This window comes from Lentibacillus sp. L22 (assembly GCF_040812445.1).
Taxonomy (GTDB): domain Bacteria; phylum Bacillota; class Bacilli; order Bacillales; family Amphibacillaceae; genus Lentibacillus_C; species Lentibacillus_C daqui.
This window is the reverse complement of sequence record NZ_JBFNXI010000005.1, coordinates 48007-74747: the sequence shown is the minus strand read 5'-3', so window position 1 is coordinate 74747 and position 26741 is coordinate 48007. Positions and strand designations below refer to the sequence as shown.

The following is a 26741-nucleotide window of genomic DNA, read 5'->3' as shown; positions in this document are numbered from 1 at the left end:
AATCCGGTGACCAGTAGAAGTCGGGGGTCTGAATCAGGAGGTAGAGTAGATGGCGGATCAACAACGTCCAAATGTTCAGGAAGTGAATCTTAGTCAGGAAATGCGGACATCCTTTCTTGACTATGCAATGAGTGTAATTGTGTCACGTGCATTGCCTGATGTGCGTGATGGTTTGAAGCCGGTTCATCGCAGAATATTATTTGCGATGAACGATTTAGGTATGCATGCGGATAAAGCATATAAAAAATCCGCTCGTATTGTCGGTGAAGTAATCGGTAAGTATCATCCACATGGTGACTCTGCCGTGTATGAATCAATGGTACGGATGGCACAGGATTTTAGTTATCGGTATATGCTTGTTGATGGACACGGGAATTTTGGGTCCGTTGACGGTGATTCGGCAGCGGCAATGCGATATACAGAGGCGCGTATGTCCAAAATATCAATGGAGTTACTTCGCGACATCAATAAGGATACCATTGATTACCAGGATAACTATGATGGTACAGAACGCGAGCCAATTGTGTTTCCTTCCCGCTTTCCAAACTTGATTGTTAACGGGACATCGGGAATTGCTGTCGGGATGGCGACAAACATTCCGCCGCACAATTTGGGTGAAACAATTGATGCAGTTCTGGCTATAAGTAAAGACCCGGAAATTTCCATTGGAGAATTAATGGAAAACTATATCCATGGTCCCGACTTCCCGACTGCAGGTCAAATTCTTGGACTCAGTGGTATTCGCAAGGCGTATGAAACAGGAAAAGGATCGATCACGATTCGGGCAAAAGTGAATATTGAGGAACAGGCAAATGGCAAGGCAACGATCATTGCAACTGAACTGCCTTACCAGGTAAACAAGGCAAAATTAGTGGAAAAGATTGCTGAACTTGTCAGGGATAAACGGATTGACGGAATTACTGATTTACGCGATGAATCTGATCGAAATGGTCTGCGTGTTGTCATTGAATTACGTCGTGATGTCAATCCAAATGTGGTGTTGAATAATTTATATAAATATACAGCACTTCAAACAACATTTGGAATCAATATGCTGGCACTGGTTGACGGACATCCAAAGGTATTAACGATAAAACAATGCCTGGTACACTATTTGGATCACCAAAAAGTCATCATTAAACGTCGTACGGCATTTGAACTTAAAAAAGCAGAAGCCCGGGCACACATATTGGAAGGATTGCGGATAGCACTTGATCATCTTGATGAAGTTATTTCACTTATTCGCAACTCCAAAACAGCCGATATTGCCCGTGATGGCTTGATGGAACGCTTCAAGTTGTCAGAAAAACAGGCACAGGCAATTCTTGATATGCGTTTGCAACGACTAACCGGTTTGGAACGGGAAAAGATCGAAAGCGAATATAATGACTTAGTCAAACTAATAGAGGAATTGAAGGCGATTCTGGCTGATGATGAAAAAGTGCTTGAGATCATCCGTGAAGAGTTAACTGAAATAAAAGAGCGCTACAGCGATGACCGGCGGACGGAAATCATGGTTGGCGGCGCTGATTTTTTCGAGGATGAAGACTTAATTCCGGAAGAAAATATCGTCATTACGCTAACCCACAAGGGGTATATTAAACGCCTGCCATCGTCGACATATCGTACGCAAAAACGTGGTGGCCGGGGAATACAAGGAATGGGGACAAATGAAGATGACTTTGTCGAACATTTAGTGTCCACCTCCACCCATGATACGGTACTTTTCTTCACGAATAAAGGGAAAGTATACAAGGTCAAAGGTTACGAGATACCTGAATTTGGACGGACAGCCAAAGGAATTCCTATTATTAATGTGCTGCAGATCGAACCGGATGAATGGGTAAATGCAGTGATTACGATTGAACAGTTTTCTGACGACTGGTATTTCTTTTTCACGACAAAATATGGCATTTCCAAACGGACGAGTTTGTCACAATTCGCTAATATACGAAAGGGCGGGTTAATTGCCTTGAATCTTCGCGAGGGTGATGAATTAATCTCTGTACGTTTAACCGATGGGAATAAACATATTATGATTGGCACCCGAAATGGTTATCTTATTCGCTTTCCTGAAGACCAAATTCGTTCAATGGGACGTATCTCAGCTGGCGTCAAAGGTATTTCATTACGTGGTGATGATGAAGTGATTTCCATGGAGATTCTTGAAGAAGGTTCCAGAATCCTGAATGTTACCAGCAAAGGGTATGGAAAACAAACACCTGAAGCAGAATACCGGGTAACAAATCGTGGCGGTAAGGGAATCTTCACTTGTAACGTAACAGAAAAGACCGGACATGTAGTTGCTGTTAAGGCAGTTACCGGTGAAGAGGATATGATGTTAATTACTGTTGCGGGTGTGTTAATTCGTATTCCGGTCGGCGGTATTTCAGAAACAGGAAGAAATACACAAGGTGTCCGCCTGATTCGTCTTCACGATGAAGAGGAAGTTGCTACAGTTACAATACTAGAACGAGACGAAGACGAAGAAGAAGAAAGTGACGATGAGGAAGTAATCAACGAAGAAACGAAACCGGCAGAGAAAATAGATGAAAATGATGACGATGAAGAATAATCTAAAGGTGACCTGTGTCATTCATGGTCACCTTTATTCTCATGTATTTCCAATTGCGAGCTCTTGTCCCAAAAGAAAAGGAATCTTATCGGCAGCTGTTTTCAAAAAATGTTTGATCCAGGGATAATCCATATCTGCCTTCCCCGTTATCAATTCGCCCCACCATTCTGTCTCATACCTGCTGATCATACTTAGATTGTAAAGCAGCAAATAATGAATTAATATCTCTGGAAGGGTCAAAAAATATTCCCGGTCCAACGGGAAATAGATTGTTCCATTTTGATGGCAAAAAAATGGGCCATGCGATTGGGCAATCGGCTTATCCAGTTCAAGATGAATTTGATTGACTGTTTGTGATACTTTATGAATATAAGGCAAGTGTGGGGAAATGCGATGAATGAATGCCTTTTTTGTTATATGATAATCATCTAAAGTTGTTGCAGGAAAAACAAGTCGATTATTGTCCGCTTTTCCAATCGCAACTAATTTTTGCTGATTAGAAAGGCTCCATAAATCATTCATTTCCGGGATTAGTGCAAATAACTTTTTCATCTTTATCTTTTCAAATGGAATGGTATTCATATCATACAGATGCCTGGCAGCATAGGAGAACAAACCATTATGCTGGATTTTAACTTCATCATGGACAAAGGTATAGTGTTTCTTTTTCCGTTTTCTTGTTGAAACACCATGGGCAAGGATAGAAGTAGATTCGGGATAATCTGGTCTTCTTGTTAAGAGACATGCCTTTAGTAAATGAGTCAATCCATAAAATAATAATATTGGCTGCATCAGCATTGGTGAGTTGTGACTGGCTGTAATGAACTGCTGCCCATGATCAAGATAGTAAATAAACGGGTTACAATTTTCGTAGCTTTTTGCCTTTGCTTCGACACCGGTAAGTTCCTTGTAATGCTGCTCTAAATACCGTTGGGCTGTGTCCTGAGATTGCAGGTATAGGTATAATAGTGCTAAATCTTGTTTGGACATGTTGTTCTACCTCAATGCTTAAAATATTATGAATCCATTTTCTTTTTGTGTATAAAAAACTTTTATTGAAAAAGTATTTTGGATACCGTATTGTATATAACAATAAATAGTTTATCCCAGTGAATTGAAATATACACCGCAACTATCAAGAAGGAGGAAAAATCATGCGAACTGATAAATTTGCCAAAGAAGGATTAACATTTGACGATGTGTTGCTCGTCCCGGCTAAATCAGAAGTCCTGCCCAAGGAAGTCAAATTACAGACACAATTGTCGAATAAGTTAAAGCTTCATGCACCATTGATTAGTGCAGGTATGGATACCGTTACTGAATCAAGTATGGCGATTGCTATGGCACGTCAGGGTGGCCTGGGTGTCATTCATAAAAACATGTCGATTGAGGAACAGGCGGAAGAAGTCGATCGGGTAAAGCGGTCGGAAAGTGGGGTAATTACCAATCCATTCTTTTTGACACCGGAACATCAAGTTTATGACGCGGAACACTTGATGAGTAAATTTCGCATTTCTGGTGTACCACTCGTCAATAGTCTGGAGGAGCAAAAATTAGTTGGTATTTTGACGAATCGGGATCTAAGGTTCATTCAAGATTATTCGACATTAATCAAAGATGTGATGACGAGTGAAAATCTTGTCACCGCCCCTGTTGGTACTACTCTTGAAGAAGCGGAAAAAATGTTGCAGCAACATCGAATAGAAAAGCTGCCACTAATCAATGAACAAGGGGTATTAAAAGGTCTGATCACCATCAAAGATATCGAAAAGGCAATTGAATTTCCAAATGCTGCAAAAGACGAGCATGGCCGATTGTTGGTTGGTGCAGCCGTTGGTGTTACTGCGGATGGTATGAAACGGATTGAAAAACTTGTCGAAGCTGGTGTTGATGTAATTGTTATTGATACAGCACATGGTCATTCCAAAGGTGTATTAGAACAGATTAGTAATATAAGAAAGGCATATCCTGATTTAGATATTATTGCTGGTAATGTTGCTACAGCCGAAGGAACTAAGGATCTGATTGAAGCAGGGGTAACCATTGTTAAAGTTGGTATCGGACCGGGATCGATTTGTACGACCAGAGTTGTTGCCGGTGTCGGTGTTCCACAAATAACGGCGGTTAATGATTGTGCGACAATAGCAGAAAAATATGGTGTTGCTGTGATTGCTGATGGTGGTATCAAATATTCCGGTGATGTTGTCAAAGCTATTGCAGCAGGAGCACATGCCGTCATGTTAGGTAGTATGTTTGCCGGAGTTTCGGAAAGTCCTGGAGAAACAGAAATTTTCCAAGGCCGGCGTTATAAGGTGTATCGTGGTATGGGCTCTGTCGGTGCGATGAAAGCCGGATCCAAGGACCGTTACTTCCAGGAATCAGAAGAAAACAAAAAACTGGTTCCAGAAGGGATTGAAGGCAGGGTGGCATACAAAGGGCCACTTGCTGATACAGTCCATCAATTGCTTGGCGGTCTGCGCTCAGGAATGGGTTATTGCGGTGCTCCAACTATTAACGCATTGCGGGAAGAAGCACAATTTGTCCGCATTACCAATGCCGGATTGCGCGAAAGCCATCCACATGATGTGCAAATAACCAAGGAAGCACCAAACTACTCGGTTTAAAAACAAAGATGCAAGCGCCCCGATTAGCGCTTTTGACCAACACTGGTTCTTTGGATTTTCCAATACGAAAATTTTTAATAGATAGGGTTGATTCCCTATCTATTTTTTTATCTCTTCATGTGGTAAAATACAAAAGATGCATACTATTTATCGGTGGAGGTAGAGAAAGTGAAATTGAAGTTACGCAAAGATTTATCGATATTACTCGCCATGCTTGTCATAATGACATCATTTATGGTACAGCCATTTACAGTACAGGCAGCAGTAGACATTGATGCTGAATCAACTATTCTGGTTGATTCAGATTCGGGAAAAATCCTTTACGAAAAAAATTCTGATGAGGCCCTTCCTCCAGCTAGTATGACCAAAATAATGACCGAATACCTGGTATGGGAAGCAATCGATGAAGGTCAAATCAGCTGGGATACAACCACACAGATTAGTGATTATCCATATAGCATATCTGCAGATGATAGCTTTTCTGGTGTAGGTTTAAAACAAAACAAAGATTATAAGGTTCGTGATCTTTACAATGCAATGGCAATTTATTCTGATAACGGTACAGCGATTGCACTTGCGGAATTAATTAGTGGTTCCGAGGGTGATTTTGTCAAGTTAATGAATAAAAAAGCGAAAGAAATGGGATTGCCAGATTACAAGTTTGTTAACGCAACCGGGTTAGCAAATGAAGACCTGGGTAAAAACCATCCAAAAGGCACAAAACCAGATGATGACAATCTATTGTCCGCACGATCCGCTGCATTACTTGCTTATAATCTGATTAAGGATTACCCTAAAGCATTGGAAATTTCCAGTATTCCAAAAGCGAAGTTTGAAGATCAGGCAATCACCAACTGGAACTGGATGTTAAAGCATGATAAAAAAGATGCAAGCTCATTGACCCAATTCTATTATGAAGGGGTAGATGGACTGAAAACAGGCTTTACGGATACTGCTGGCTATTGTTTTACGGGAACAGCAGAACGTGATGGTCACCGGCTGATTTCCGTGGTGATGAAAACGAAGAATGATAATGCACGCTTTAAAGAAACAGCCAAACTATTTGACTATGGATTTCAAAACTTTGAGGATAAAGAGTTGTTTGCCAAAGGTTATCAACTAAAAGACCAAAAAACCCTCCCTGTAACCAAAGGCAAAGAAGATAAAGTTGAAATTGCTATCAACAAGCAAGTCAAGCAACCGATTGAAAAAGGCGATAAAGAAGGGTATTCGCTTGAGTATCATATTGATAAGCGTAAGTTAAATGAAAATGGTGAGTTAACAGCTCCAATTAAAAAAGGAGAAAAAGTTGGTACAGCTGAAGTAAAGTATAATGGAGAAAATGATTATGGGTATATCACTGATACAGCTGGTTCTGATCAGGTTGATATTGTCGCAACGGAAACAGTTGATAAAAAGAATTGGTTTATGCTTATGCTTGGTTCCATCGGCGGTTTTTTCAGTAATCTATTTTCATCACTCGTTGATATGGTTAAAGGATGGTTTTAGTATAAAGGATTTCGTATTATAATAGAGTAGATAGAAAAATGACAAGAGGGGGAATTCTAAATGGCAAACACTGGTACAGATCGTGTTAAACGCGGAATGGCGGAAATGCAAAAAGGTGGCGTTATCATGGATGTGGTGAACGCTGAGCAGGCTAAAATAGCTGAACAAGCAGGGGCAGTTGCTGTTATGGCGTTAGAACGTGTTCCATCCGATATTCGTGCTGCAGGAGGTGTTGCCCGGATGGCTGACCCAACAGTCACCGAGGAAGTTTTGCGCGCGGTATCCATTCCGGTAATGGCGAAAGCACGAATTGGTCATATTGTTGAGGCCCGCGTATTGGAAGCGATGGGTGTAGACTATATTGATGAAAGTGAAGTGTTAACACCAGCTGATGAAGTTTATCATTTAAAAAAATCAGATTTCACCGTGCCATTTGTTTGTGGTTGCCGTAATTTAGGCGAGGCAGCGCGTCGAATTGGTGAGGGTGCATCCATGTTACGGACAAAAGGGGAACCGGGAACAGGAAATATCGTCGAAGCAGTTCGTCATATGCGCCAGGTGCAATCAGAAATCCGTAAGCTTACGGCAATGTCAGCGGATGAGGTCATGACTTATGCCAAAGAAATCGGCGCACCATATGAACTTCTATTACAAATTCGTGAAGAAGGCCGACTTCCAGTTGTTAACTTTGCTGCAGGTGGGGTTGCGACACCGAGTGATGCGGCATTAATGATGGAACTAGGAGCAGACGGTGTATTTGTTGGTTCCGGTATCTTTAAATCAGATAATCCAGAACGGTTTGCCAAAGCAATCGTGGAAGCAACCACCCATTATCAAGACTATGGATTAATTGCTGAGCTATCCAAAGGACTTGGTACAGCAATGAAGGGAATTGAAATGAGTACACTTGCAGCTGGCGACCGTATGCAGGATCGCAGTGAATAGAAGGAAGGAATACCGATGATAATAGGTGTACTGGCATTACAGGGTGCTGTACGTGAGCATATTCGTTCCATTGAAGCAACCGGGGCAAAAGCTGTAGAAATAAAGCATAAAGGGCAGCTGGAAGAAATTGATGGGTTGATCCTGCCTGGCGGTGAAAGTACGACAATGCGCAGGCTGATTGATAGCTATGGTTTTTTTACCGCGATCCAGGAATTTGGTGCAAAGGGAAAACCGATTTTTGGTACTTGTGCCGGACTGATCCTAATGGCAAATGAAATCTCCGGGCAAGAGGCTCATTTAGGATTAATGAATATGAAGGTAGCCAGAAATGCATTCGGACGTCAGGTGGCCAGCTTTGAAGTCCAATTGCCGATTAGCCATGTTGCCGAGGACTTCAATGCCGTTTTTATCCGTGCGCCATACATATTGGAAGTTGGCGATGGTGTTGAAGTGCTGGCAACGTATGACGATAAAATCGTTGCAGCCAAACAAGAGCATTATATTTGTACTGCATTTCACCCAGAATTAACCGATGATAACCGGTTTATGGAATATTTTGCTCAAATAGTGGAAGACTCAGAACAAAGGCGTAAGCGCCCGGTTAGCGGCGTACAAACCTGAAGTTTGCTAGCCGCTGGGCGCTGGAGCCGGACGGGGCCTATTCTGGCATAAGCTGAATGTAGGCTGGATTTTTATACTTTCTTAGCTTTTTAAAAACACTTGCTTCATAAGGGCAAGTTAGCTATCATATTAGGTAATAAAGGATTATAAAAGTAATGATAGGAATAGTAACAGTATCATTTGTTAACAGAGAGTCGATGGCTGGTGTGAATCGATGCAAACATACTGCGAATCCATCCTTGAACTGGTTTGCTGAATTAAGTAGGTAAACCCGGTTAAATCACCGTTATGATTGGAGCCGGAAGATGTTATCTTCAACAAGGGTGGTAACGCGGGAAAAAACTCTCGTCCCTATTTTATTAGGGACGGGAGTTTTTTAATGAGAAAGTTGCTGGAACTAAACAGATTGAAATAGGAGGAAAAGGAAATGCTTGATATGAAGTATTTACGCAATAACTTTGATGAGGTAAAAGGAAAACTTGCCCATCGGGGTGAGGATTTATCGGAACTGGAGAAATTCGGTGAACTTGATACAAGACGTCGCCAATTAATTGCCGAAACGGAACAATTAAAAGCAAAACGTAATGAAGCTTCCCAACAGATATCTGCTTTGAAAAAAGAAAAAAAAGATGCCGATGCTGTCATTCAAGAGATGCGTCGGGTTGGTGAGCAAATTAAAGCCTTCGATACAGAGCTAAAGGAAATTGAAGAAAAACTATCACACATGATGCTTTCTATCCCTAATATCCCTCATGAAAGTGTACCGGTTGGTGAAGATGAGGATGATAATGTGCAAGTTCGTCAATGGGGAGACCTCCCAACATTCGCATTTGACGCAAAACCACATTGGGATATCGCTACTGATCTTAATATTCTTGATTTCGAACGGGCTGGAAAGGTAACGGGTAGCAGATTTGTTTACTATAAAGGCTTGGGTGCACGCTTGGAACGGGCCCTGCTTAACTTCATGATGGATTTGCATGCCGATGAACATGGTTATGAGGAAATGTTGCCACCGTATATGGTTAATCGTACAAGTATGACGGGAACCGGGCAATTGCCGAAGTTTGAAGAAGATGCATTCCAAATATCAGACTGGGATTATTTCCTGATTCCGACCGCAGAAGTACCAGTAACCAATTATTATCGTGGAGAAATTTTAAAGGAAAACGATCTGCCAAAAAAATACGTTGCTTTTAGTGCCTGTTTTCGTTCTGAAGCAGGTTCTGCCGGTCGCGATACACGCGGTCTGATTCGCCAGCATCAATTTAATAAAGTGGAACTTGTGCATTTTACCAAACCAGAGGATTCATATGAGACATTGGAAGCATTAACTGGTCACGCTGAAAAAGTGTTGCAGTTATTGAAATTGCCGTACCGGGTGATGAGCATGTGTACCGGTGATCTTGGTTTCACAGCTGCAAAAAAATACGATCTTGAGGTGTGGATTCCAAACCAGGAAACATACCGGGAAATATCATCGTGTTCTAACTTTGAGGATTTCCAAGCAAGACGTGCGGGTATCCGCTTCCGTCGTGAGGAGAATGGAAAACCGGAATTTGTCCACACCTTAAATGGGTCTGGATTGGCACTGGGCCGAACCGTTGCAGCCATCCTGGAAAATTATCAGCAGGAAGATGGCTCTGTTGCAGTTCCGGAAGTATTGCAGCCTTACATGGGTGGAAAAGAATATATAAAGTGAATCATTCAGTGATGTTTCCGATGAACACCCCATTCATGCGTTGTTAAAGTAGAAACATGAAGCCCCCCGGAGTTTCCACATTCTGGGGGTTTCCTATTATATCGTTAATACCCAGGTGATTGCGTTCTTTTTCCCATAACGCCACCCCTGGAAAAGAATATTAGGGTAATGGCAACTAATCCTTCCGCTACTGGCAGGGCTAGCCAAACTCCAGTTGTACCAAACCAAAGTGGCAAGATGTAGAGTGCTCCAATCAATAAAATAAACCCGCGGAACAGTGTAATGCCGATCGCTGGTCGTACATAACCGATTGACTGGTAATAGGTCATATAAATAAAATTGGTGCCCATAAACAAATAGCCAAGGAAAAATAGTTTTATCCCCTTAGTTGCAAGTTTAGCAGTTGCTTCATCAGTTACTCCAAAAATTGCTACTAATACGTCTGCCCCAACATAGCCGATCGCCAAGAAGATGAGACCAAGAATAAGCCCGGTAATTTCCGATATTTTAACGGTTTGCTTGATGGACGCATCCTGCTTTGCCCCATGGTAATAACTAATCATCGGCTGAATAGACTGCCCGATACCGATAAAGGCCAAAAACATAAAGGTATGCAAATAATTAATCACAGAAAACGCAGCAAGGCCTGTTGTACCAGCATAATGGGCAATTGCAATATTATAACCCATCACAAAAATTCCCGTTCCTGCTTCGGAAAGAAAACTAGGCACACCGATCGTGCTAATTCGTTTCAAAGCGGTTTTATCCCAATGCAGGCGAGTAAACTTTAAAGCTGTTCCCTTTTTGAAAAAGTGGAACAGATAAATAATCAGACCAATTAACGTAGCAATCACGGTTGCCAGTGCTGCCCCGGTTACCTCAAGCTTCAAAATAAAGACCATCCAATAATCGAGGACAATGTTAAGTAAGGCGGAGACAACCAGACCGATCATGGCGAGTTGTGGATCACCGTCATTACGTACAAAAATACTGAAAAAATTTTCCCATGCCAAGATCAATGAGAAAATAAATAAGACACGCATATAATCAACCGCATAGTCCAAAGTTTCCTCATTTGCACCGAAAAGCAGCGCAATGTTCTCCATGTTCCAATAACAAATAACAGCAATAATCACGGTTATGGTGGTTAATAGCGCAAAGGCTATGGTGAACAACTGCTGTGCTTGTTTTGTTTTACCTTCACCCATTTTCATCGAATAGATCGTTCCCCCGCCAACTCCGATAAGCAAGGAAATGGAGATAATAATGGAAAACACCGGAACAGCTACATTGACACTGGCCAGGGCGACCGAACCGACACCATTCCCGACAAAAATACCATCCACGACAATGTTGACTGACATTAGCATCATGCCAAGCAGTGTTGGAATAAAGTATTGAAAAAAGCTTTTAGCTACTGACTGGGTATCCAATCGTTGATTTACCATGCTCATCAAGATCACCCCGATTGCATAATATCTCCATTTTAATTTTTCCTATAGTAATAGTCCATTAAACTGTTTTCCAATAGTTGCTTGTCTTTATGAAATATTTTAGTATGATACTATTAACTCAAATAATAAAGGAGCAATCAATCATGAAAGCAGTAGTTGTATCAAACCCTGGCGGACCGGAGCAATTACAGATTACCGATCGGCCCAAACCGAAGATAGACAATGATGAACTGCTTATTCAGGTCAAAGCATGTGCGATCAACCGTACAGATATCATGACGCGGGAACAAGGATCTGTCTATATGACGAACCCGATCCTTGGCATTGAAGTTGCCGGTGTCGTGGTGGATGCTGGTGCTGATAGCCATATAGAAATTGGTACCCGGGTTATGGGATTAGTAAACGGTGGCGGTTATGCTGAGTATGCTGTCATGCCGGCTAATCGGGCGATGATTATTCCCGATGCCCTGTCATTTCAAGAAGCGGCGGCAATTCCGGAAGTGTTCCTCACAGCTTATCAGACATTGTTTTGGTTGGGGAATCTGACCAACCAGGATACCGTATTAATTCATGCTGGTGGTAGTGGAGTTGGTACAGCCGCAATCCAATTAACCAAGCAATTGACCAACGCAAAGGTTATTACCACTGCTGGTTCCAAAGAAAAACTGGATTATTGTCGATCCCTTGGTGCGGATGTCGGAATCAACTATAGAGAACAACAATTTGACGAAGAAGTATTAAAGGTGACAAATCAAGCCGGTGTCGATGTGATTCTTGATTTTATTGGTGCATCTTATTGGAATAAAAACCTAAACAGCATTGCGGTAGATGGACGCTGGGTGTTGATCGGTGTGCTGGGTGGATCAGTCGTCAAAAAAGTGGATATCATGTCGCTAATGGCCAAACGAATTCATCTAAAGGCAACATTATTGACACCTAGAAGTGACGTTTACAAACAACAATTAACCAAAGAATTTGCCGAAAAAGCACTACCACTATTTGCCCAAAAGAAAATAAAGGCGATTATTGACCAGGTTTTCCCTTTAACTGCAATTCAGGACGCACATCGACACATGGAGGCCAACAAAAATATTGGTAAAATCGTCATTGATTTAGCATAAGCATACATTATTCGACAAGATTTATTGTAGAATTATCATGGATTTTGGCATTTTCACGTTGACATGATAGGTATAGCCATGATATATTAATTCTTGTCGATTACGGAGGTATACCCAAGTCTGGCTGAAGGGATCGGTCTTGAAAACCGACAGGCGGGTCAAACCGCGCGGGGGTTCGAATCCCTCTACCTCCTTTGAACTGGGACAAGGTGACAGGCACCTTGTCCCAGTTTTTTTCTTCCATGTAAAAAAATAGTGGGACAGAAGAACCGTCCCTTGACAAATTTCCATTTTCAGCTTATAGTACATAAAACATATCGTATATGATAAAGGCAAAGAACAGGCCAGTACCAATCTTTAGCCCGAAAGAGAGTGGAATTCATCGGCTGCAAGATTCCATCGGATACTATGATTGTGAACCTACCTGGGAGTTGTTAGATCAATATCTAACCGCAGATAAATGCGTTATCGATTGAGCTGGGCATGAATATAAATGCCAAATTAGGTGGTACCGCGGAAATTCGAGACCTCATTTTCGTCCTTTTCAAAGGGCTAAAATGGGGTCTTTTTATATGAAAATCATAAAGGGTGGTTGAGCATGGTGGAAAAGATTTGTTTTATTGGTGCAGGATCGATGGCCGAGTCGATCATCATCGGGATATTGAATAAGCGATTTTTAACGGGTAGTCAAATCGTTGTGACAAATAAAAATAGCGAGGAGCGGTTAACCAAGCTGCAAAATATGTATGACATTCAGGTAACGGCTGATAAGAAATATGCGATTGATGGGGCGGAACTCATTATTCTGGCTACCAAGCCGCATGACATTGGTGAAGCGATTGATCAAGTGAAAACATATATTAAGCCGACACAACTTGTAATATCGGTCGTTGCTGGAATAGACACTGGATTTATTTCCGAACGGTTAGGGTCTAAGGTACCGGTTGTTCGGGTCATGCCGAATACATCTGCTTCCATTGGTTTGTCTGCAACAGCAATCACAGCAGGTGTTCATGCACGAAAAACGGATTTAGATTTGGCCGATTCTTTATTTAAGACCATTGGCACGACCGTCATTGTCGAGGAAAGGGATATGCACGCGGTCACAGGTATCTCTGGGAGTGGCCCCGCATATTTTTATTACTTGGTGGAATCCATGGAAAAAGCAGCAGCACAGGCAGGACTCGACCATACAGTGGCGAATGATTTAATTACGCAAACGATTATTGGTGCGGGAGAGATGCTTAAAAAATCCGGTGAGTCGGCAAGCATGTTGCGTGAAAAAATCACCAGTCCTGGGGGAACCACACAAGCAGCCATTGAAACATTGGAGGAAAATGACTTCCAGCAACTAATTATAAAATGTGTGGATAGTGCTCGGAAGCGTTCAGTTGAACTGGGAGACCATTAAAAACGAAAAAAAGCGAGATATAGTTGTGCTATTATCTCGCTTTTTGTTACTTAATTAACTGTCTTGATTTCCATCGTCGTGATTGTTGAATAAATTGTCCAATCTTTTCCAAAATCGGTTCAATAGAATTTTCCTCATTGCATAGATCGTAATCAGATATATTTATGCGTAATATCGGACAGGCATTGAAATTATTGATCCAGTTATCATAGCGCTCATACATTTCCTTCCAGTACGAAACAGGGGTGTTCTTCTCCATTTCCCGCCCGCGCAAACGGATTCGTTCCAAAATATGGTCCAGTGAGCCTTCCAGATAAATTAATAAATCCGGATGTGGAAAATATGGCGTCATAACCATAGCTTCAAACAAATTGGTATAAGTTTCATAATCCGTTTTTGACATGGTGCCATTGTCGTAATGCATCTTGGCAAAAATGCCCGTATCTTCGTAAATGGAGCGGTCCTGAATAAAACCACCGCCGTATTCAAAAATGCGTTTTTGCTCTTTAAACCGTTCAGCCAAAAAGTAAATTTGCAGATGGAAACTCCAGCGTGCGAAATCTGCATAAAAGTCTTCCAAATAAGGATTGGTGTCTACTTTCTCGAAGGATGTTTTGAAACGAAGGGCATTAGCAAGGGCGGTGGTCATAGTTGATTTGCCTACCCCGACAGTGCCTGCAACGGTAATGATGCTGTCATTGGGGATCTGATATTTTTCACGTAAATTCATGGTTGATTTTCTCCTCTGATTGGTATTGCTTGATTAGATTGTAGCTGATGTTCGACTCGTTCGATAATATCGTTTAAATCGTTCTGCCGTTTTACGAAATCCAGTTTATCGCCATCGATACGAATGACCGGAATATCTGGATGAAGCACTTCAAATTGATTCATATACGCTTCATAATCCTGTGTAAGTTGAGCCAAATAGGACGGTTTTATATGCTGCTCAATCTTCCTCCCGCGTGAATGGATACGATCCTGTATGGTATCAAGACTGGCATGTAAATAAATCATCATATTCGGAACGGGCATATCATCCGTTAAAATATGATAAACTTGCTCGTATTTATTATATTTATCCTGTTGCAATGTACGTTTGGCGAAAATCATGCTCTTGGATATGTGATAATCAGCAATAACTGCTTTTTTTTGTGCTAGGTATTGACGTTGAATGTCTTCCAGTTGCTTGAATCGATTGCATAAAAAGAACATTTCAGTTTGAAAACTCCATGTCTCGATATCTTTATAAAATTTGCCAAGAAACGGATTTTCTTCCACGATTTCTTGTAGTAAATGGAAATTAAAATGGACGGAAAGCTTTTTTGCCAAAGATGTCTTTCCAATACCAATCGGCCCTTCAACAGCAATGAACGGAACCTTTGCCATTCCTTTCCCTCCAATAAAATGAATATGGTCTATTTTATCATACAAAAACGAATGGTTCCATGTAGTGAGATTGATTGTATTACTTTTCATTTCGTATTATTTTTTGTATAATGTACATTGTCGATTAATAAGCCCCCGTAGCTCAGGGGATAGAGCGTTAGTTTCCTAAACTATGCGTCGCAGGTTCGAATCCTGCCGGGGGCGTCATAACCTGTGTCAATGGTTGCAAGACTTTTGCTTAACAGTTGCCCAACTGATGATCCATGGTTTACAACCTGAATATGTAATGAACTGAAGTACATCTTCCAATGTTTTCTTGTCTGTATTTGACAAGTTGATGAAAGCAGATGTACTTTTTTGTCGACTAATTACCGCAAAAGAAAAATCAATAGTAGAAAGGCTTACTACTGATTCTGAAAGTATTAATTGACAAATTTTAATCATATTACTTTAAAATTGTCACAAAGTGTTCTAAAATAGAAAGTGGTTAGCAAAATGTTCAAATAAATCAATAACATATTTGTTGCCATTTATTAGTAAGTTTAGTAAAACAATATTTGTAACCGATTTCAAATTTACAGATGGGGTGATAGGATGGATATGCAACGGATCCCTGCACAGGAAGGGAATCATAATCTGCAAAACTATGAAAAATTACGGGAGAACTTTTCCTGGGATGATATGAAAAAGAACTTCAGCTGGAATAAAACAGGCAAGGTAAATATTGCCTATGAAGCAATTGACCGACATGCTGAAAATCCAAACAAAAAAGATCAGGTTGCTCTATTATATTCCTCACCAGACCGGGAAGAAAGAATGACCTTTGCCCAAATCAGTGAGCAAAGTAATCAATTTGCCAATGTCTTGAAGAAATATGGTGTCAATAAAGGAGATCGGGTTTTCTTATTTTTACCAAGAAGTCCAGAGTTTTATGTCTCATTCTTTGGCATTTTAAAAACAGGTGCGATTGCCGGCCCATTGTTTGAAGCGTTTATGGAGCAGGCAGTTCGCGACAGGTTGCAGGATAGTGAAGCAAGTGTGTTGATTACCGCACCAGAACTGCTTGAACGTGTGCCACAAGATGATCTACCTGATTTGAAAAAGATTGTCCTTGTTGGGGAACATAACGAAACGTCAGATAAATACATTGATTATGCAAGTGAAATGAAGCAGGCATCCAGCGATTTTGCGATAGAATGGGTTGATTTGGAAGATGGCATGGTGATCCATTATACATCCGGATCTACTGGAAAACCAAAAGGTGTCTATCATGTCCACAATGCCATGATTCAACATTATGCTACTGCTGAATGGGTGTTGGATTTGAAAGACGATGACGTTTATTGGTGTACTGCCGATCCAGGCTGGGTAACCGGAACAAGTTATGGTATATTTGCTCCCTGGCTAAAAGGGGTAACCAATGTCATTCGTGGCGGGCGCTTTACACCAGACGACTGGTATGGTACTTTGGATAAATTTAAGGTTACGGTTTGGTATACGGCACCAACTGCTCTACGGAAATTGGTTAGTGCTGGTGAGGATGTTGTGAAGAAATATGATTTGTCTTCATTAAGGCATATACTTAGTGTTGGGGAGCCACTCAATCCGGAAGTCATTACATGGGGATTAAAAGCCTTTGATTTACGCATTCATGATACATGGTGGATGACCGAGACAGGTGCCCAGATGATTTGCAACATTCCGGCGTTGGAAATCCGTCCTGGTTCCATGGGTAAACCGATTCCTGGGATTGAGGCATCCATTGTTGATAATGAAGGTAATGAATTACCACCAAATCAAATGGGGAATCTTGCCATTAAACAAGGCTGGCCATCGATGATGCGGAAAATTTGGAAACGCCCAGAAAAATTTAAGAGCTATTTTATAAATGGCTGGTATGTATCCGGTGATAGTGCGTTTCGGGATGAAGATGGTTACTTCTGGTTCCAAGGCAGGCTTGATGATGTGATTAACACATCCGGTGAACGCGTCGGGCCATTTGAAGTGGAAAGCAAACTACTCGAACATCCTGCTGTTGCCGAAGCAGGTGTCATTGGTAAGCCGGATCCTGAACGCGGGGAGATCATTAAAGCATTTATCACCTTGAATGAAGGTTATCAGGATTCACCAGAATTATTAGAGGAAATTCGCCAGTTTATCAAGACAGGATTAAGCGCCCATGCAGCCCCCCGTGAATTGGAAGTGAAAGATACGATTCCAAAAACACGCAGCGGTAAAATTATGCGCCGTCTGCTGAAATCGTGGGAACTAGGGCTACCTACAGGGGATACATCAACCCTTGAGGAGTAAAATGACAAGGTAGAGCAAGACATCAAAAAAATCTCCAATTTGATCTGTTATCAAATTGGAGGTTTTTTGGGTGATTTCGATGTATTGTTTTAATAGTGGTAAATAAGGTGATCGACCTTAAGGATTGTTTTCAAGACTTAATAATTTGCAAAGAAACTAAAGATGAATAAAATCATATCGGCAATGATTTTGTAATTATTTCCCGGGAAATGTCGTTTTTTATTTTAGGGAAATATAGTTGAATGTCTAGCTTTTCATTATTCTAGCATGAGCAAAATAGAACCTGGGTTTTAAACAAAAAATAGATGCCCGGCTTAACACCGGACATCTTTCTCCATTTCTCAGGCGGTTGCTGTTATATCATCTGCAGGTCCAAAGATTTCAAAATGAATATCTTGATCAGCTACCTGGTGTTTTTTCAATACCTGATACATAGCGCGCATAAATCCTTTAGGTCCACAGAAATAAAAGGATGCATTATTCGTTGGCACGACTGAGGATAACCATTCATAATCAATGTGGCCCTGTTTATCATAATAACCATCATCTTCAGCTACAGGGCTGTCATATACTGTATAGGCATGCAGTTGGTTGTGTTTCTCTGACAACTCCTGAATACGATCTTTCATGGCATGGACATTTCCGTTTTGAGCTGCTTGCAGATAATAAACTTCTCGCTCAGGCTGTTGTTTCAGCGTTGTTTCCAACATACTCATCAGTGGTGTTAAGCCAACTCCTCCAGCAATTAATACCAATGGACGTGTATCTTCTTGATCCAGGACAAAGTCTCCTGATGGTGCACTAATTGGTATCGTGCTGCCTATTTCAACCTGATTGTGCAGATAGTTAGAGACAATACCGGCTGGAAGATCCCCTTGAGCATCTTCCCGTTTGACACTGATCCGGTATACCCCTTCATCAGGTGCACAGGATAAACTGTATTGGCGTAAGTGGGTATATGGTTCCCCTTCAATTTCAGCCTTAACTGTTACATATTGTCCAGGCTGGTAACTTGGGAATGGATTTCCATCCGCTGGTTCAAGATAGAACGATGTGATCACATCGCTTTCCACTACTTTATCCACTACTTTGAATGAACGAAAGCCTAACCAGCCACCGACTTTGTTTTTTGTTTCTTCATACATTTTGCGTTCAGTCTCAATAAATACGCTGGCAATTACGTTATATGCTTTTTTCCAGGCGTTGATAACATCATCACTAGCCGTGTCCCCCAACACTTCTTTCATTGCTAGTAATAGATTTTCCCCAACGATTGGATATTGCTCCGGTCTGATATTTAAGCTGCGATGCTTTTGGGCCACTTGCTTAACCTTTGGCAGGATTGCCTCAAGATTATCAATGTTGGCAGCCGCAGCCAATACTGTACCAGCCAGTGCTTTTGATTGATCTCCTTTTCGCTGATTGGTCTGGTTGAAAATATTTTTTAGTTCGGGATGATTTTCAAACATGCGTTGATAGAATCGTGAGGTAATGACATCCCCTTGTTCTTGCAAAATTGGTACAGTAGCTTTTACAATATCCATAGATTCCTTATCTAACCCTGTTGTAGCTTGTGTCAAAGCAAAGCACTCCTTTGATTTAATGATTACTGGAATTACTCACTTCCAGCTTTGACGCCCCTAACCAGGCGCCGTTTGTTTTAGGATTTTAAACATGTATTTTGAATACATCTTTATTGTATATAACTATATAATCTGTTTCAATAGGGTGAACGGGATTTACTGTTACAGTTTTGTGAATAAAATAACAAGGAGCAGAACGATGAACCTAAAAAAATATACCGATTATGCTTTGCGTGTGCTCATATTTACTGGGGCAAAGCGTGATGGGGAACTAGCCAGTATCAAAGAAATTTCAGAGACGTTTGCGATTTCCCAGGATCATTTGCGTAAGATTGTTGTGCAATTGAATAATCTTGGCCTGTTGGAGACGGTCCGTGGACGTTATGGTGGTATTCGTCTGGCCAAAGATCCTGAGGAAATTAATGTTGGTATGGTGGTGCGCCAGTTGGAAAATGACTTTGTCCTATTGGAATGCTTTGATAAAGCAAGCAACTATTGTGTAATTTCGCCAGCCTGTAAGTTAAAACATGCCTTACATGAAGCATTACAAGCCTTTTTTCGTGTGCTTGATGGCTATACGATTAAAGATTTACTGACAAACGATGCAGAATTACGTCAATTGATGGGTCTGGACTAGACATGTCTAGCTCGGGCGCTTTTCTATGTTTTATTTTGTATAGAGCGGGAAAAGCTAAAGTGAACTATTTGTTAAAGGAGTAGATAATCATGGGTAAAAAAATAGCTACAGTTCTTACCGATATGTTTGAGGACGTTGAATATACTGATCCAGCAAAAGCGTTTAAAGATGCTGGACATGAAGTCGTGACAATCGAAAAGGAAAAGGGCAATAAGGTTACTGGTAAGAATAACGAAGCGACCGTTACGATTGATGAAGGAATTGACAATGTAAATCCGGACGATTATGATGCACTCTTTATCCCTGGTGGATTTTCACCAGACCAATTACGTGCGGATGATCGGTTTGTGACATTTGCCAAGCATTTCATGGACGCAAAAAAACCGGTATTCGCCATTTGTCACGGTCCACAATTATTAATTACAGCGAAGTCACTGGAAGGTCGTAGTGCTACTGGATATAAATCCATTCAGGTAGATATGGAATATGCCGGTGCAACAGTTAAAAACCAGGATGTTGTGGTATGTTGCAATCAATTGGTAACAAGCCGTGATCCGAATGACATTCCATCATTTAACCGAGAAGCATTAAAAATCTTGGAACAATAAAGCGGTGGGACAAGGGATTCCCTTGTCCCACTATTTTATTCCGTGGGAAAAAGTGGTGGAGCGCAGGATGGGTTCCTGCGCTCCACCGCAATTATGCACTTGTAGGTGACTGGATCTTTCTTATCGTGAAGTTATCTCCAAGTAAAAGCCAGTTTTGGGGAAAGCTCAATCCAAGTTTCCAGTAACTGATACCAAGCAGACCCAATTCTTTGATCAGGTCGAATTTTGCTTGAATCGAACGGGCATCTTCAAACCAAACCTCATGACGATTACCCTGGCCATCCGTGTAATTATAAAAAGGTGCTTGTGCTTGTTGGTCGTATTCAATAGCTACCTGATGTTCACGGGCAATGGTAATGGCTTGTTGCGGACTAACAGCTTTTGCTGCCTCGCCTCCTTGTTCGAATGGTAATGTCCAATCATATCCATACAAATTCTGGCCGAGTAGAATTTTGTTTGCTGGCATCACACTTATTGCGAAATTAACCACTTTTCTTACCTCATCGATTGGTGATACAGCCATAGGCGGCCCGTAGCTGTAACCCCATTCATATGTCATTAACACAACCATATCGGCAATCTGGCCATGTGCTGCATAATCATGTGCTTCATATAGTGTTCCTTGTTGTGTTGCGCTTGTCTTTGGTGCCAGGGCGGTCGATAATAACAATCCATTGGCATGCAGTCGATCTCTTGCTTTTTGCAAAAAGGCATTATAGTCTTCTCTGTTTTCTGGTGGCAAAAATTCCAGATCAAAATGGACATCATGATATCCACCATTATTAGCAGTTGTAATAATATTGTCCAATAAAGTATTTTGTACAGTCTGGTCGGTAACGATGGTTCTGCCTAATTCCGTGCTGAACTGACCTTCTTGCAGATTTGACACAGCAAGCATGAGAGATGCATTATTATTAGTGGCTATTTGCCTGAGATTATCTAATGGCGGCGGATTAAGTGTACCGTCATTATTAATGGTATAACTGAATGGTGCGAGATAGGTTAAGTATGGCGTATTGCTAGACGCGGCGTTGATTAAACCTTGTGAAACAGTATTTCCATATGGTTCAATATAGGCATTTGCGGTGATTTCCCGCTTTGGCCTCGGTGGGATATATAAGCGTAATCCAATTGGCAGGGGATTATTAACCGGAAATTGATTGATTTGGGCTAGTTGCTGGTACGATATGCCAAATTTTTGACCAATTGAATAAAGCGTATCACCGGATTGAACAAAATAAAATTCTCCAATGATTGGGATGACCATTGTTTGACCGACAACAAGGTTGGCTGGTGCCTCGAGTTCATTTGCGTCAATGAGAGCAGTTGCAGTAGTGCCGTATGTGGAGGCAATTTGATTGAGATTATCCCCTTGTTTGACTACATATATCTGCATGAAAAGGCCCCTCCTTTCATATGAAGTTTTTTCTGGTGCAGGTAATTATTTTTCCCTGCTTACATCATATGTGGAGTGACCCGCCTCTATGTTTCTTAAATTGGTTCTGTATTTGCATTCATCACGGTACGCATTAAATACAGGGCATATTCATTCCCTTGCTTTTCATTGGACGCCATGCAATTTTCCGGAATATGCAAGGAATAATCGTACATATGGGCATCTTTGGCAGAGAACAGGATACAAATATCACCGGCAATTCCGGACATAATCAGATGTGTTTTCTTTAACTGATTTAATAATGTGTGCAATGGTGTCTGAAAAAAGGCTGAGTGTTTTGGTTTAATAAAAAAGTAGTCATCTTCATCTGGTTTGATTGCTTTAATCACTTCCTGGCTCCAGTCATTTGTACAATTGTCAATTATTTTATGAAAATCCGCTTGCCATAGATTATAATGGTCATTAATATAAATAACAGGCAGATTATTTTCTTTGGCGAATGCTTTTAAACGTTTGACATTTGGCAGGATTTCCTTCGTATGTTTAAGCAGGCGCTCACCTCGTTCAAAATTAAAATCATTGATAAAATCGATAAGTAATACGGCGCTGTTTTTTAGCGAGATGTTCATGGAAATACTCCTTTCCTTCTTTTATTTTTAACCCAATGAACAGATTTCAAACTTCTTTGTAAAAGCAGGTGTTGATAATGGATGACGAACAATACATGTATGCAGCGATTGAACAAGCACGATTAGCTGAAGAACAAGGAGAGGTTCCGATTGGTGCTGTGATTCTATGCAAAGGTGAAGTGATTGCAAGCGGGTTTAATGTCCGGGAAACATCACAATCCACGTTGTCGCATGCAGAACTGATTGCCATTAAACAGGCCAATGAAAAAATTGGCAGCTGGCGATTGGAGGATTGTATCTTGTACGTCACCCTGGAACCTTGTCCGATGTGTGCAGGTGCGATCGTCCAGTCACGAATCCCTCGTGTTGTTTATGGGGCATCTGATCCAAAAGCAGGATGTGCCGGAACTTTAATGAATTTATTGGGTGAGCCCCGGTTTAACCATCAGGCGGAGGTTATATCAGGCGTATTAAAAGAAGAATGTGGACAGCTCTTATCTAATTTCTTCCGATTACTGCGGCAAAAAAAGAAAGAACATTAGTTGGATGAAATTCACTTGTTTATCATTGATTTCCGTTGCATTCATCGTAAAAAGTCGTTATAATAAGAAATGCCGTGCTAAGTGGGGAGGTAGCGGTGCCCTGTACTCGCAATCCGCTATAGCGAGGCCGAATCCCCATCCGAGGTGGAATATCTTTAAGGTCTGCCTTAAGGGATTGGTGTTGACGCCGAGGTCCCGCGCAACAGAGACCCATGAACCCTGTCAGGTCCGGAAGGAAGCAGCAGTAAGTGGATTCCTCTGTGTGCCGCGGGGAAGCCTAGGCCGAGCCATGAACTTAAGTAACGCTTAGGGATATTTCATCGAAGTTGGGTGCACGGTATACATATCTATAACGCTGTATTGACTATCAGTGATGGTTGATACAGCGTTTTTATGTATCTAAATCATGTTTTTAGCAGTAAAATGAATAACAATAAGTCTGGCCATCTCGATGTAAATGGTTCACATTCACCCCTGAAATCAGGTATAATTAGAGTGAGTTTAAAAAGGAGCACATTCATTATGAGTTATCAAGCATTATATCGTGTTTGGCGCCCGAAAACGTTTGCTGATGTTGTCGGACAGGAACATATTACAAGAACATTACAGAATGCGATTGTGCAGCAAAAGTTTTCGCATGCCTATTTGTTTTCCGGCCCGCGTGGAACAGGAAAGACAAGTGCAGCCAAAATTTTTGCCAAGGCCATTAATTGTGAACATGCACCGGTTAAAGAGCCGTGTAATGAATGTGCGGCCTGTCGTGGTATCCAGGACGGCTCCATATCCGATATTATTGAGATGGACGCAGCATCGAATACAAGTGTTGAAGATATTCGGGAAATTCGAGATAAGGTAAAATATGCATCAAGTGCTGTTCCATATAAAGTTTATATTATTGATGAAGTACACATGATATCCGTAAATGCATTTAATGCGTTATTAAAAACTTTGGAGGAGCCACCAAAGCATGTGGTATTCATCCTGGCAACAACCGAGCCGCATAAGATCCCATTAACCATTATTTCCAGGTGCCAGCGTTTTGATTTTAAACCGATTTCCAATCAAACAATTGCTGAACGTATGAAGAACATTATGGAAAAGGAGAATGTCTCTGTTACCAAAGAAGCACTTGATACGGTAGCACTTGCTGCTGAGGGCGGAATGCGTGATGCTTTAAGTATCTTGGATCAGGCCATTTCGTACAGTGAAGAAAACCGTGTGGAATTGTCCGATGTATTGGCTGTCACTGGCGGGGTTTCACAGCAAATTCTGACAGACATTGTAAGAGCCATGTACAATCAGGAGGTACAGCAGGCGTTAACACTATTGGATAAATTAATTCAGCATGGTAAAGATCCGGGAAGGTTTGTTTTTGATCTGATTTATTTTATGCGGGATTTATTGCTTTATCAAAGTGCACCATCAATAGAAAATATTTTAGAACGAGCAATGATTGATGATAATTTCAAACAATTGGCTGATCAGGTACCTGCAAGCTGGATTCAGGAAGCAATCATTCAACTCAATCAGTGCCAGCAGGAAATGAAATGGTCGAACAGTCCGAAAGTATTTATTGAAATAACGATCTTAACTATTGTCAATCACAACAATCACCAAAAAGAGGAGCTTACAACTGCTGATACTGATGTTGTTGGCAACCTCACCAATCGGTTGGAACAGCTGGAAAGAGAATTAAAAACCCTAAAAGAGCAACCTGTCGAGCCGGTAAACCAACCTTCACAGCCAGAACCAAGACGCACACAGCCCAGATCATCATCTAAAAGCAGCTATAAGGTACCTTATGAAAAGATCCGTCATGTTTTGCAAGAGGCGGAAAAACAGGCGCTTAACCAAGTGAAATCCGAATGGGCTTCATTTTTGGGCAATTTGAAGGCAACCAATGCACCAGCACATGCGACAATACAGGACAGTAAGCCGGCAGCGGCATCAAGTCAGGCGCTTGTGGTTGCGTTTAAATATGAAATTCACTGTTCCCTGTTTCTTGATCACCGCCAGATGAGCGAGGAAGTATTGGAAAAAGCCCTTGGTAAGCGGCTGACCATTATCCCAATTCCGGACAAAAACTGGCAGGAGTTACGCCGTGAATATATACAAAGACAAGAACAGCAACCATCCAATCAGATACAAGAAGAAAAAGCTGATCTGTTAGTGGAGGAGGCAAGAAAATTGGTTGGTGATGATTTGTTGGAGATTAAGGATTAGTTAAACAAGTGAGATATATGGAGAAGACATATTTTTGAAACAGAAATTGAAGGAGGAATTGTTTATGAAAGGTAACATGGGTAATATGATGAAACAAATGCAGAAAATGCAAAAAAAGATGATGGCTGCACAGGATGAACTGTATGAAATGAATTTTGAAGCAACCAGTGGTGGCGGGATGGTAACCGTAAAAGCAAATGGAAAAAAGGAAATTACCGATGTGGAAATTAAGGAAGAAGCGGTTGATCCCGATGACGTGGAAATGCTGCAGGATATGATTTTAGCCGCCACAAACGATGTCATTAAACAAATCGATGATAAGACCAATGAAACAATGGGGCAATTCACGAAAGGATTAAATATGCCTGGTATGTTCTAGGGGGCAACGTTATGTATTATCCAGAACCGATTTCCAAATTGATTGATAGCTTTACAAAACTGCCAGGGATCGGGCCGAAAACAGCAGTCCGTCTGGCTTTTTTTGTTATTAATATGAATGATGATGATGTCATGGATTTCGCCAATTCACTTGTCAACGCAAAACGCCAACTGACACATTGTTCTACTTGTGGACATATAACCGATCAGGATCCATGTGCGATTTGTCAGGATGAGTCACGAGATGCATCAATTATTTGCGTTGTGCAGGATCCAAAAGATGTTATTGCAATGGAAAAAATGAAAGAATTCCATGGCAAATATCATGTTTTACATGGTGCCATTTCCCCAATGGATGGGATCGGTCCAGAAGATATTAATATTCCTGATTTGCTGAACCGATTAAAGGATGATGAAGTAAAGGAATTAATTTTGGCAACGAATCCAAACATTGAAGGGGAAGCAACAGCAATGTATATTTCCCGTCTTGTCAAACCATCCGGGATAAAAACGACCCGTATTGCCCATGGCTTGCCGGTCGGCGGGGATCTTGAATATGCGGATGAAGTTACGTTATCCAAGGCGTTGGAAGGCAGAAGGGATTTATAGAGCGTGTTCAAAAAGGAGGATAAAAAGGACCGAGAAGTTCTAGGCGGCGTAGCTTTGAGCACCGGAGTGTACATAAAAGGTACATGAGGAGCGGAAAAGCAAGCCAACGACGAAATTCGAAGTGTCATTTTTACCGGACTTTTTGAACATCCTCTTATAGAAGATGTTCCAAAATTCTGGTGATGGAGGGATTCGATGGGGAGAAGAATAAAGAAAAAGGATATCGATGAGGAATTGTTGGATGCTATTTTCACTTTGGAGAGAGAATGGAAACAAATCCGTTCATTGATTGAAAGAAGTATTGACCCAATGGAGTCCAGCATCTTAAGGGAGAATTTGGCTCAGGCTAAGTATTTATATTTGTTGCGCGAGGCCCGACACCGGAAGATAAGTGCAGTCCGTTATAACTAAAGACTATTTAGAAGACGTACTAGCAGAACGTGTTCAAAAGGAGGATAAAAAGGACTGAGAAGTT

General features: G+C 41.3%; 23 protein-coding genes, 2 tRNA genes, 1 other RNA gene and 1 other annotated feature. Of the genes, 19 read left to right on the top strand and 7 right to left on the bottom strand.

Translation table 11 applies throughout. From position 1 onward, the window contains the following. Nucleotides 1-49: 49 nt before the first annotated feature. Complete coding sequence (gene gyrA, locus ABRT01_RS04085; protein ID WP_269410785.1) at nt 50-2575, top strand: DNA gyrase subunit A; 2526 nt, start codon at nt 50-52, stop codon at nt 2573-2575. 39 nt (nt 2576-2614) lie between these two features. Here the strand turns inward: gyrA and ABRT01_RS04080 are convergent, their stop codons facing one another. Continuing rightward, nucleotides 2615-3565 (bottom strand): YaaC family protein, encoded by a 951-nt coding sequence (locus ABRT01_RS04080; RefSeq protein ID WP_269410786.1) that lies wholly within the window; start codon nt 3563-3565, stop codon nt 2615-2617. A gap of 164 nt (nt 3566-3729) precedes the next feature. On the opposite strand from ABRT01_RS04080, the gene guaB reads away from it, so the two are divergent. From guaB to serS, 5 genes are all read left to right on the top strand, one after another. Beyond that, a complete protein-coding gene (guaB, locus tag ABRT01_RS04075; RefSeq protein WP_269410787.1) occupies nt 3730-5199 on the top strand; it encodes an IMP dehydrogenase in 1470 nt (489 codons plus the stop codon). Between the two features lie 168 nt (nt 5200-5367). Further along, complete coding sequence (locus ABRT01_RS04070; RefSeq protein ID WP_269410788.1) at nt 5368-6708, top strand: serine hydrolase; 1341 nt, start codon at nt 5368-5370, stop codon at nt 6706-6708. 60 nt (nt 6709-6768) lie between these two features. Further along, the gene (gene pdxS, locus ABRT01_RS04065) at nt 6769-7653 is read left to right on the top strand and encodes a pyridoxal 5'-phosphate synthase lyase subunit PdxS (RefSeq protein ID WP_269410789.1); all 885 of its coding nucleotides are present in this window, start codon (nt 6769-6771) and stop codon (nt 7651-7653) included. A 15-nt stretch (nt 7654-7668) separates the two neighbouring features. Then, a complete protein-coding gene (gene pdxT, locus ABRT01_RS04060; protein ID WP_269410790.1) occupies nt 7669-8274 on the top strand; it encodes a pyridoxal 5'-phosphate synthase glutaminase subunit PdxT in 606 nt (201 codons plus the stop codon). Nucleotides 8275-8420: 146 nt separating this feature from the next. Beyond that, nucleotides 8421-8630, top strand: a binding site (T-box leader). A 71-nt stretch (nt 8631-8701) separates the two neighbouring features. Continuing rightward, on the top strand, nt 8702-9976 hold the full coding sequence (serS, locus tag ABRT01_RS04055; RefSeq protein WP_367746376.1) for a serine--tRNA ligase: 1275 nt from the start codon (nt 8702-8704) through the stop codon (nt 9974-9976). Nucleotides 9977-10080: 104 nt separating this feature from the next. On the opposite strand, the gene ABRT01_RS04050 is transcribed toward serS, so the two are convergent. Next, nucleotides 10081-11430: an MATE family efflux transporter gene (locus ABRT01_RS04050; protein WP_367746375.1), complete on the bottom strand. Its 1350-nt coding sequence runs from the start codon at nt 11428-11430 to the stop codon at nt 10081-10083. A gap of 143 nt (nt 11431-11573) precedes the next feature. Between ABRT01_RS04050 and ABRT01_RS04045 the strand changes: the two genes are divergently transcribed. The 3 genes from ABRT01_RS04045 to proC all read left to right on the top strand — a co-directional run bounded on the left by ABRT01_RS04045 (nt 11574) and on the right by proC (nt 13962). Beyond that, nucleotides 11574-12551, top strand: coding sequence for an NAD(P)H-quinone oxidoreductase (locus tag ABRT01_RS04045; protein ID WP_367746374.1), 978 nt, complete (start codon nt 11574-11576; stop codon nt 12549-12551). 104 nt (nt 12552-12655) lie between these two features. Further along, a tRNA-Ser gene (locus ABRT01_RS04040) sits at nt 12656-12745 on the top strand. Between the two features lie 404 nt (nt 12746-13149). After that, complete coding sequence (gene proC / locus ABRT01_RS04035) at nt 13150-13962, top strand: pyrroline-5-carboxylate reductase (protein ID WP_367746373.1); 813 nt, start codon at nt 13150-13152, stop codon at nt 13960-13962. A 46-nt stretch (nt 13963-14008) separates the two neighbouring features. Here proC and ABRT01_RS04030 read toward each other — a convergent pair whose 3' ends face one another. Both ABRT01_RS04030 and ABRT01_RS04025 read right to left on the bottom strand, forming a co-directional pair. After that, complete coding sequence (locus ABRT01_RS04030) at nt 14009-14692, bottom strand: deoxynucleoside kinase (RefSeq protein WP_269410795.1); 684 nt, start codon at nt 14690-14692, stop codon at nt 14009-14011. Beyond that, the gene (locus ABRT01_RS04025) at nt 14689-15351 is read right to left on the bottom strand and encodes a deoxynucleoside kinase (protein ID WP_269410796.1); all 663 of its coding nucleotides are present in this window, start codon (nt 15349-15351) and stop codon (nt 14689-14691) included. Before ABRT01_RS04025 ends, ABRT01_RS04030 begins: the two co-directional genes overlap by 4 nt. A gap of 131 nt (nt 15352-15482) precedes the next feature. Between ABRT01_RS04025 and ABRT01_RS04020 the strand changes: the two genes are divergently transcribed. Together ABRT01_RS04020 and acsA are read left to right on the top strand one after the other, a co-directional pair. Then, nucleotides 15483-15555 (top strand) — tRNA-Arg (locus ABRT01_RS04020). 390 nt (nt 15556-15945) lie between these two features. Beyond that, entirely contained in the window at nt 15946-17661 is a 1716-nt protein-coding gene (gene acsA / locus ABRT01_RS04015; protein ID WP_367746372.1) for an acetate--CoA ligase, read from the top strand. Nucleotides 17662-18002: 341 nt separating this feature from the next. Here the strand turns inward: acsA and hmpA are convergent, their stop codons facing one another. After that, nucleotides 18003-19241, bottom strand: coding sequence for an NO-inducible flavohemoprotein (gene hmpA, locus ABRT01_RS04010; RefSeq protein WP_269410798.1), 1239 nt, complete (start codon nt 19239-19241; stop codon nt 18003-18005). Between the two features lie 202 nt (nt 19242-19443). On the opposite strand from hmpA, the gene ABRT01_RS04005 reads away from it, so the two are divergent. Together ABRT01_RS04005 and ABRT01_RS04000 are read left to right on the top strand one after the other, a co-directional pair. Then, nucleotides 19444-19881 (top strand): Rrf2 family transcriptional regulator, encoded by a 438-nt coding sequence (locus ABRT01_RS04005; RefSeq protein WP_269410799.1) that lies wholly within the window; start codon nt 19444-19446, stop codon nt 19879-19881. 89 nt (nt 19882-19970) lie between these two features. Next, the gene (locus ABRT01_RS04000; RefSeq protein ID WP_269410800.1) at nt 19971-20489 is read left to right on the top strand and encodes a type 1 glutamine amidotransferase domain-containing protein; all 519 of its coding nucleotides are present in this window, start codon (nt 19971-19973) and stop codon (nt 20487-20489) included. A 91-nt stretch (nt 20490-20580) separates the two neighbouring features. On the opposite strand, the gene ABRT01_RS03995 is transcribed toward ABRT01_RS04000, so the two are convergent. Beyond that, a complete protein-coding gene (locus ABRT01_RS03995) occupies nt 20581-21885 on the bottom strand; it encodes a glycoside hydrolase family 18 protein (protein WP_367746371.1) in 1305 nt (434 codons plus the stop codon). A gap of 95 nt (nt 21886-21980) precedes the next feature. After that, nucleotides 21981-22514 (bottom strand): cysteine hydrolase family protein, encoded by a 534-nt coding sequence (locus tag ABRT01_RS03990; RefSeq protein WP_367746370.1) that lies wholly within the window; start codon nt 22512-22514, stop codon nt 21981-21983. Nucleotides 22515-22591: 77 nt separating this feature from the next. On the opposite strand from ABRT01_RS03990, the gene tadA reads away from it, so the two are divergent. From tadA to ABRT01_RS03960, 6 genes are all read left to right on the top strand, one after another. After that, nucleotides 22592-23056, top strand: coding sequence for a tRNA adenosine(34) deaminase TadA (gene tadA, locus ABRT01_RS03985; protein WP_367746369.1), 465 nt, complete (start codon nt 22592-22594; stop codon nt 23054-23056). A 72-nt stretch (nt 23057-23128) separates the two neighbouring features. Beyond that, nucleotides 23129-23394: signal recognition particle sRNA large type (gene ffs / locus ABRT01_RS03980), an RNA gene on the top strand. Between the two features lie 184 nt (nt 23395-23578). Further along, nucleotides 23579-25279, top strand: a complete 1701-nt coding sequence (gene dnaX / locus ABRT01_RS03975; protein WP_269410804.1) for a DNA polymerase III subunit gamma/tau — start codon at nt 23579-23581, stop codon at nt 25277-25279. Nucleotides 25280-25343: 64 nt separating this feature from the next. After that, complete coding sequence (locus ABRT01_RS03970) at nt 25344-25658, top strand: YbaB/EbfC family nucleoid-associated protein (protein ID WP_269410805.1); 315 nt, start codon at nt 25344-25346, stop codon at nt 25656-25658. 11 nt (nt 25659-25669) lie between these two features. After that, nucleotides 25670-26266: a recombination mediator RecR gene (recR, locus tag ABRT01_RS03965; RefSeq protein WP_269410806.1), complete on the top strand. Its 597-nt coding sequence runs from the start codon at nt 25670-25672 to the stop codon at nt 26264-26266. Nucleotides 26267-26461: 195 nt separating this feature from the next. Next, nucleotides 26462-26677 carry a YaaL family protein gene (locus tag ABRT01_RS03960; RefSeq protein ID WP_367746368.1) on the top strand — a complete coding sequence of 72 codons (216 nt, stop codon included), beginning with the start codon at nt 26462-26464 and terminating at the stop codon, nt 26675-26677. The last annotated feature ends 64 nt before the right edge of the window (nt 26678-26741 follow it).

Coding starts and splice junctions, on each gene's coding strand:
- pdxS (WP_269410789.1), top strand. CDS start 6,769: ATGGCAAACACTGGTACAGATCGTGTTAAACGCGGAATGGCGGAAATG.
- ABRT01_RS04005 (WP_269410799.1), top strand. CDS start 19,444: ATGAACCTAAAAAAATATACCGATTATGCTTTGCGTGTGCTCATATTT.
- gyrA (WP_269410785.1), top strand. CDS start 50: ATGGCGGATCAACAACGTCCAAATGTTCAGGAAGTGAATCTTAGTCAG.
- ABRT01_RS03960 (WP_367746368.1), top strand. CDS start 26,462: ATGGGGAGAAGAATAAAGAAAAAGGATATCGATGAGGAATTGTTGGAT.
- ABRT01_RS04045 (WP_367746374.1), top strand. CDS start 11,574: ATGAAAGCAGTAGTTGTATCAAACCCTGGCGGACCGGAGCAATTACAG.
- acsA (WP_367746372.1), top strand. CDS start 15,946: ATGGATATGCAACGGATCCCTGCACAGGAAGGGAATCATAATCTGCAA.
- ABRT01_RS04030 (WP_269410795.1), bottom strand. CDS start 14,692: ATGAATTTACGTGAAAAATATCAGATCCCCAATGACAGCATCATTACC.
- ABRT01_RS03990 (WP_367746370.1), bottom strand. CDS start 22,514: ATGAACATCTCGCTAAAAAACAGCGCCGTATTACTTATCGATTTTATC.
- dnaX (WP_269410804.1), top strand. CDS start 23,579: ATGAGTTATCAAGCATTATATCGTGTTTGGCGCCCGAAAACGTTTGCT.
- ABRT01_RS04025 (WP_269410796.1), bottom strand. CDS start 15,351: ATGGCAAAGGTTCCGTTCATTGCTGTTGAAGGGCCGATTGGTATTGGA.
- ABRT01_RS04080 (WP_269410786.1), bottom strand. CDS start 3,565: ATGTCCAAACAAGATTTAGCACTATTATACCTATACCTGCAATCTCAG.
- serS (WP_367746376.1), top strand. CDS start 8,702: ATGCTTGATATGAAGTATTTACGCAATAACTTTGATGAGGTAAAAGGA.
- ABRT01_RS03995 (WP_367746371.1), bottom strand. CDS start 21,885: ATGCAGATATATGTAGTCAAACAAGGGGATAATCTCAATCAAATTGCC.
- proC (WP_367746373.1), top strand. CDS start 13,150: ATGGTGGAAAAGATTTGTTTTATTGGTGCAGGATCGATGGCCGAGTCG.
- guaB (WP_269410787.1), top strand. CDS start 3,730: ATGCGAACTGATAAATTTGCCAAAGAAGGATTAACATTTGACGATGTG.
- tadA (WP_367746369.1), top strand. CDS start 22,592: ATGGATGACGAACAATACATGTATGCAGCGATTGAACAAGCACGATTA.
- ABRT01_RS03970 (WP_269410805.1), top strand. CDS start 25,344: ATGAAAGGTAACATGGGTAATATGATGAAACAAATGCAGAAAATGCAA.
- recR (WP_269410806.1), top strand. CDS start 25,670: ATGTATTATCCAGAACCGATTTCCAAATTGATTGATAGCTTTACAAAA.
- ABRT01_RS04000 (WP_269410800.1), top strand. CDS start 19,971: ATGGGTAAAAAAATAGCTACAGTTCTTACCGATATGTTTGAGGACGTT.
- ABRT01_RS04050 (WP_367746375.1), bottom strand. CDS start 11,430: ATGAGCATGGTAAATCAACGATTGGATACCCAGTCAGTAGCTAAAAGC.
- pdxT (WP_269410790.1), top strand. CDS start 7,669: ATGATAATAGGTGTACTGGCATTACAGGGTGCTGTACGTGAGCATATT.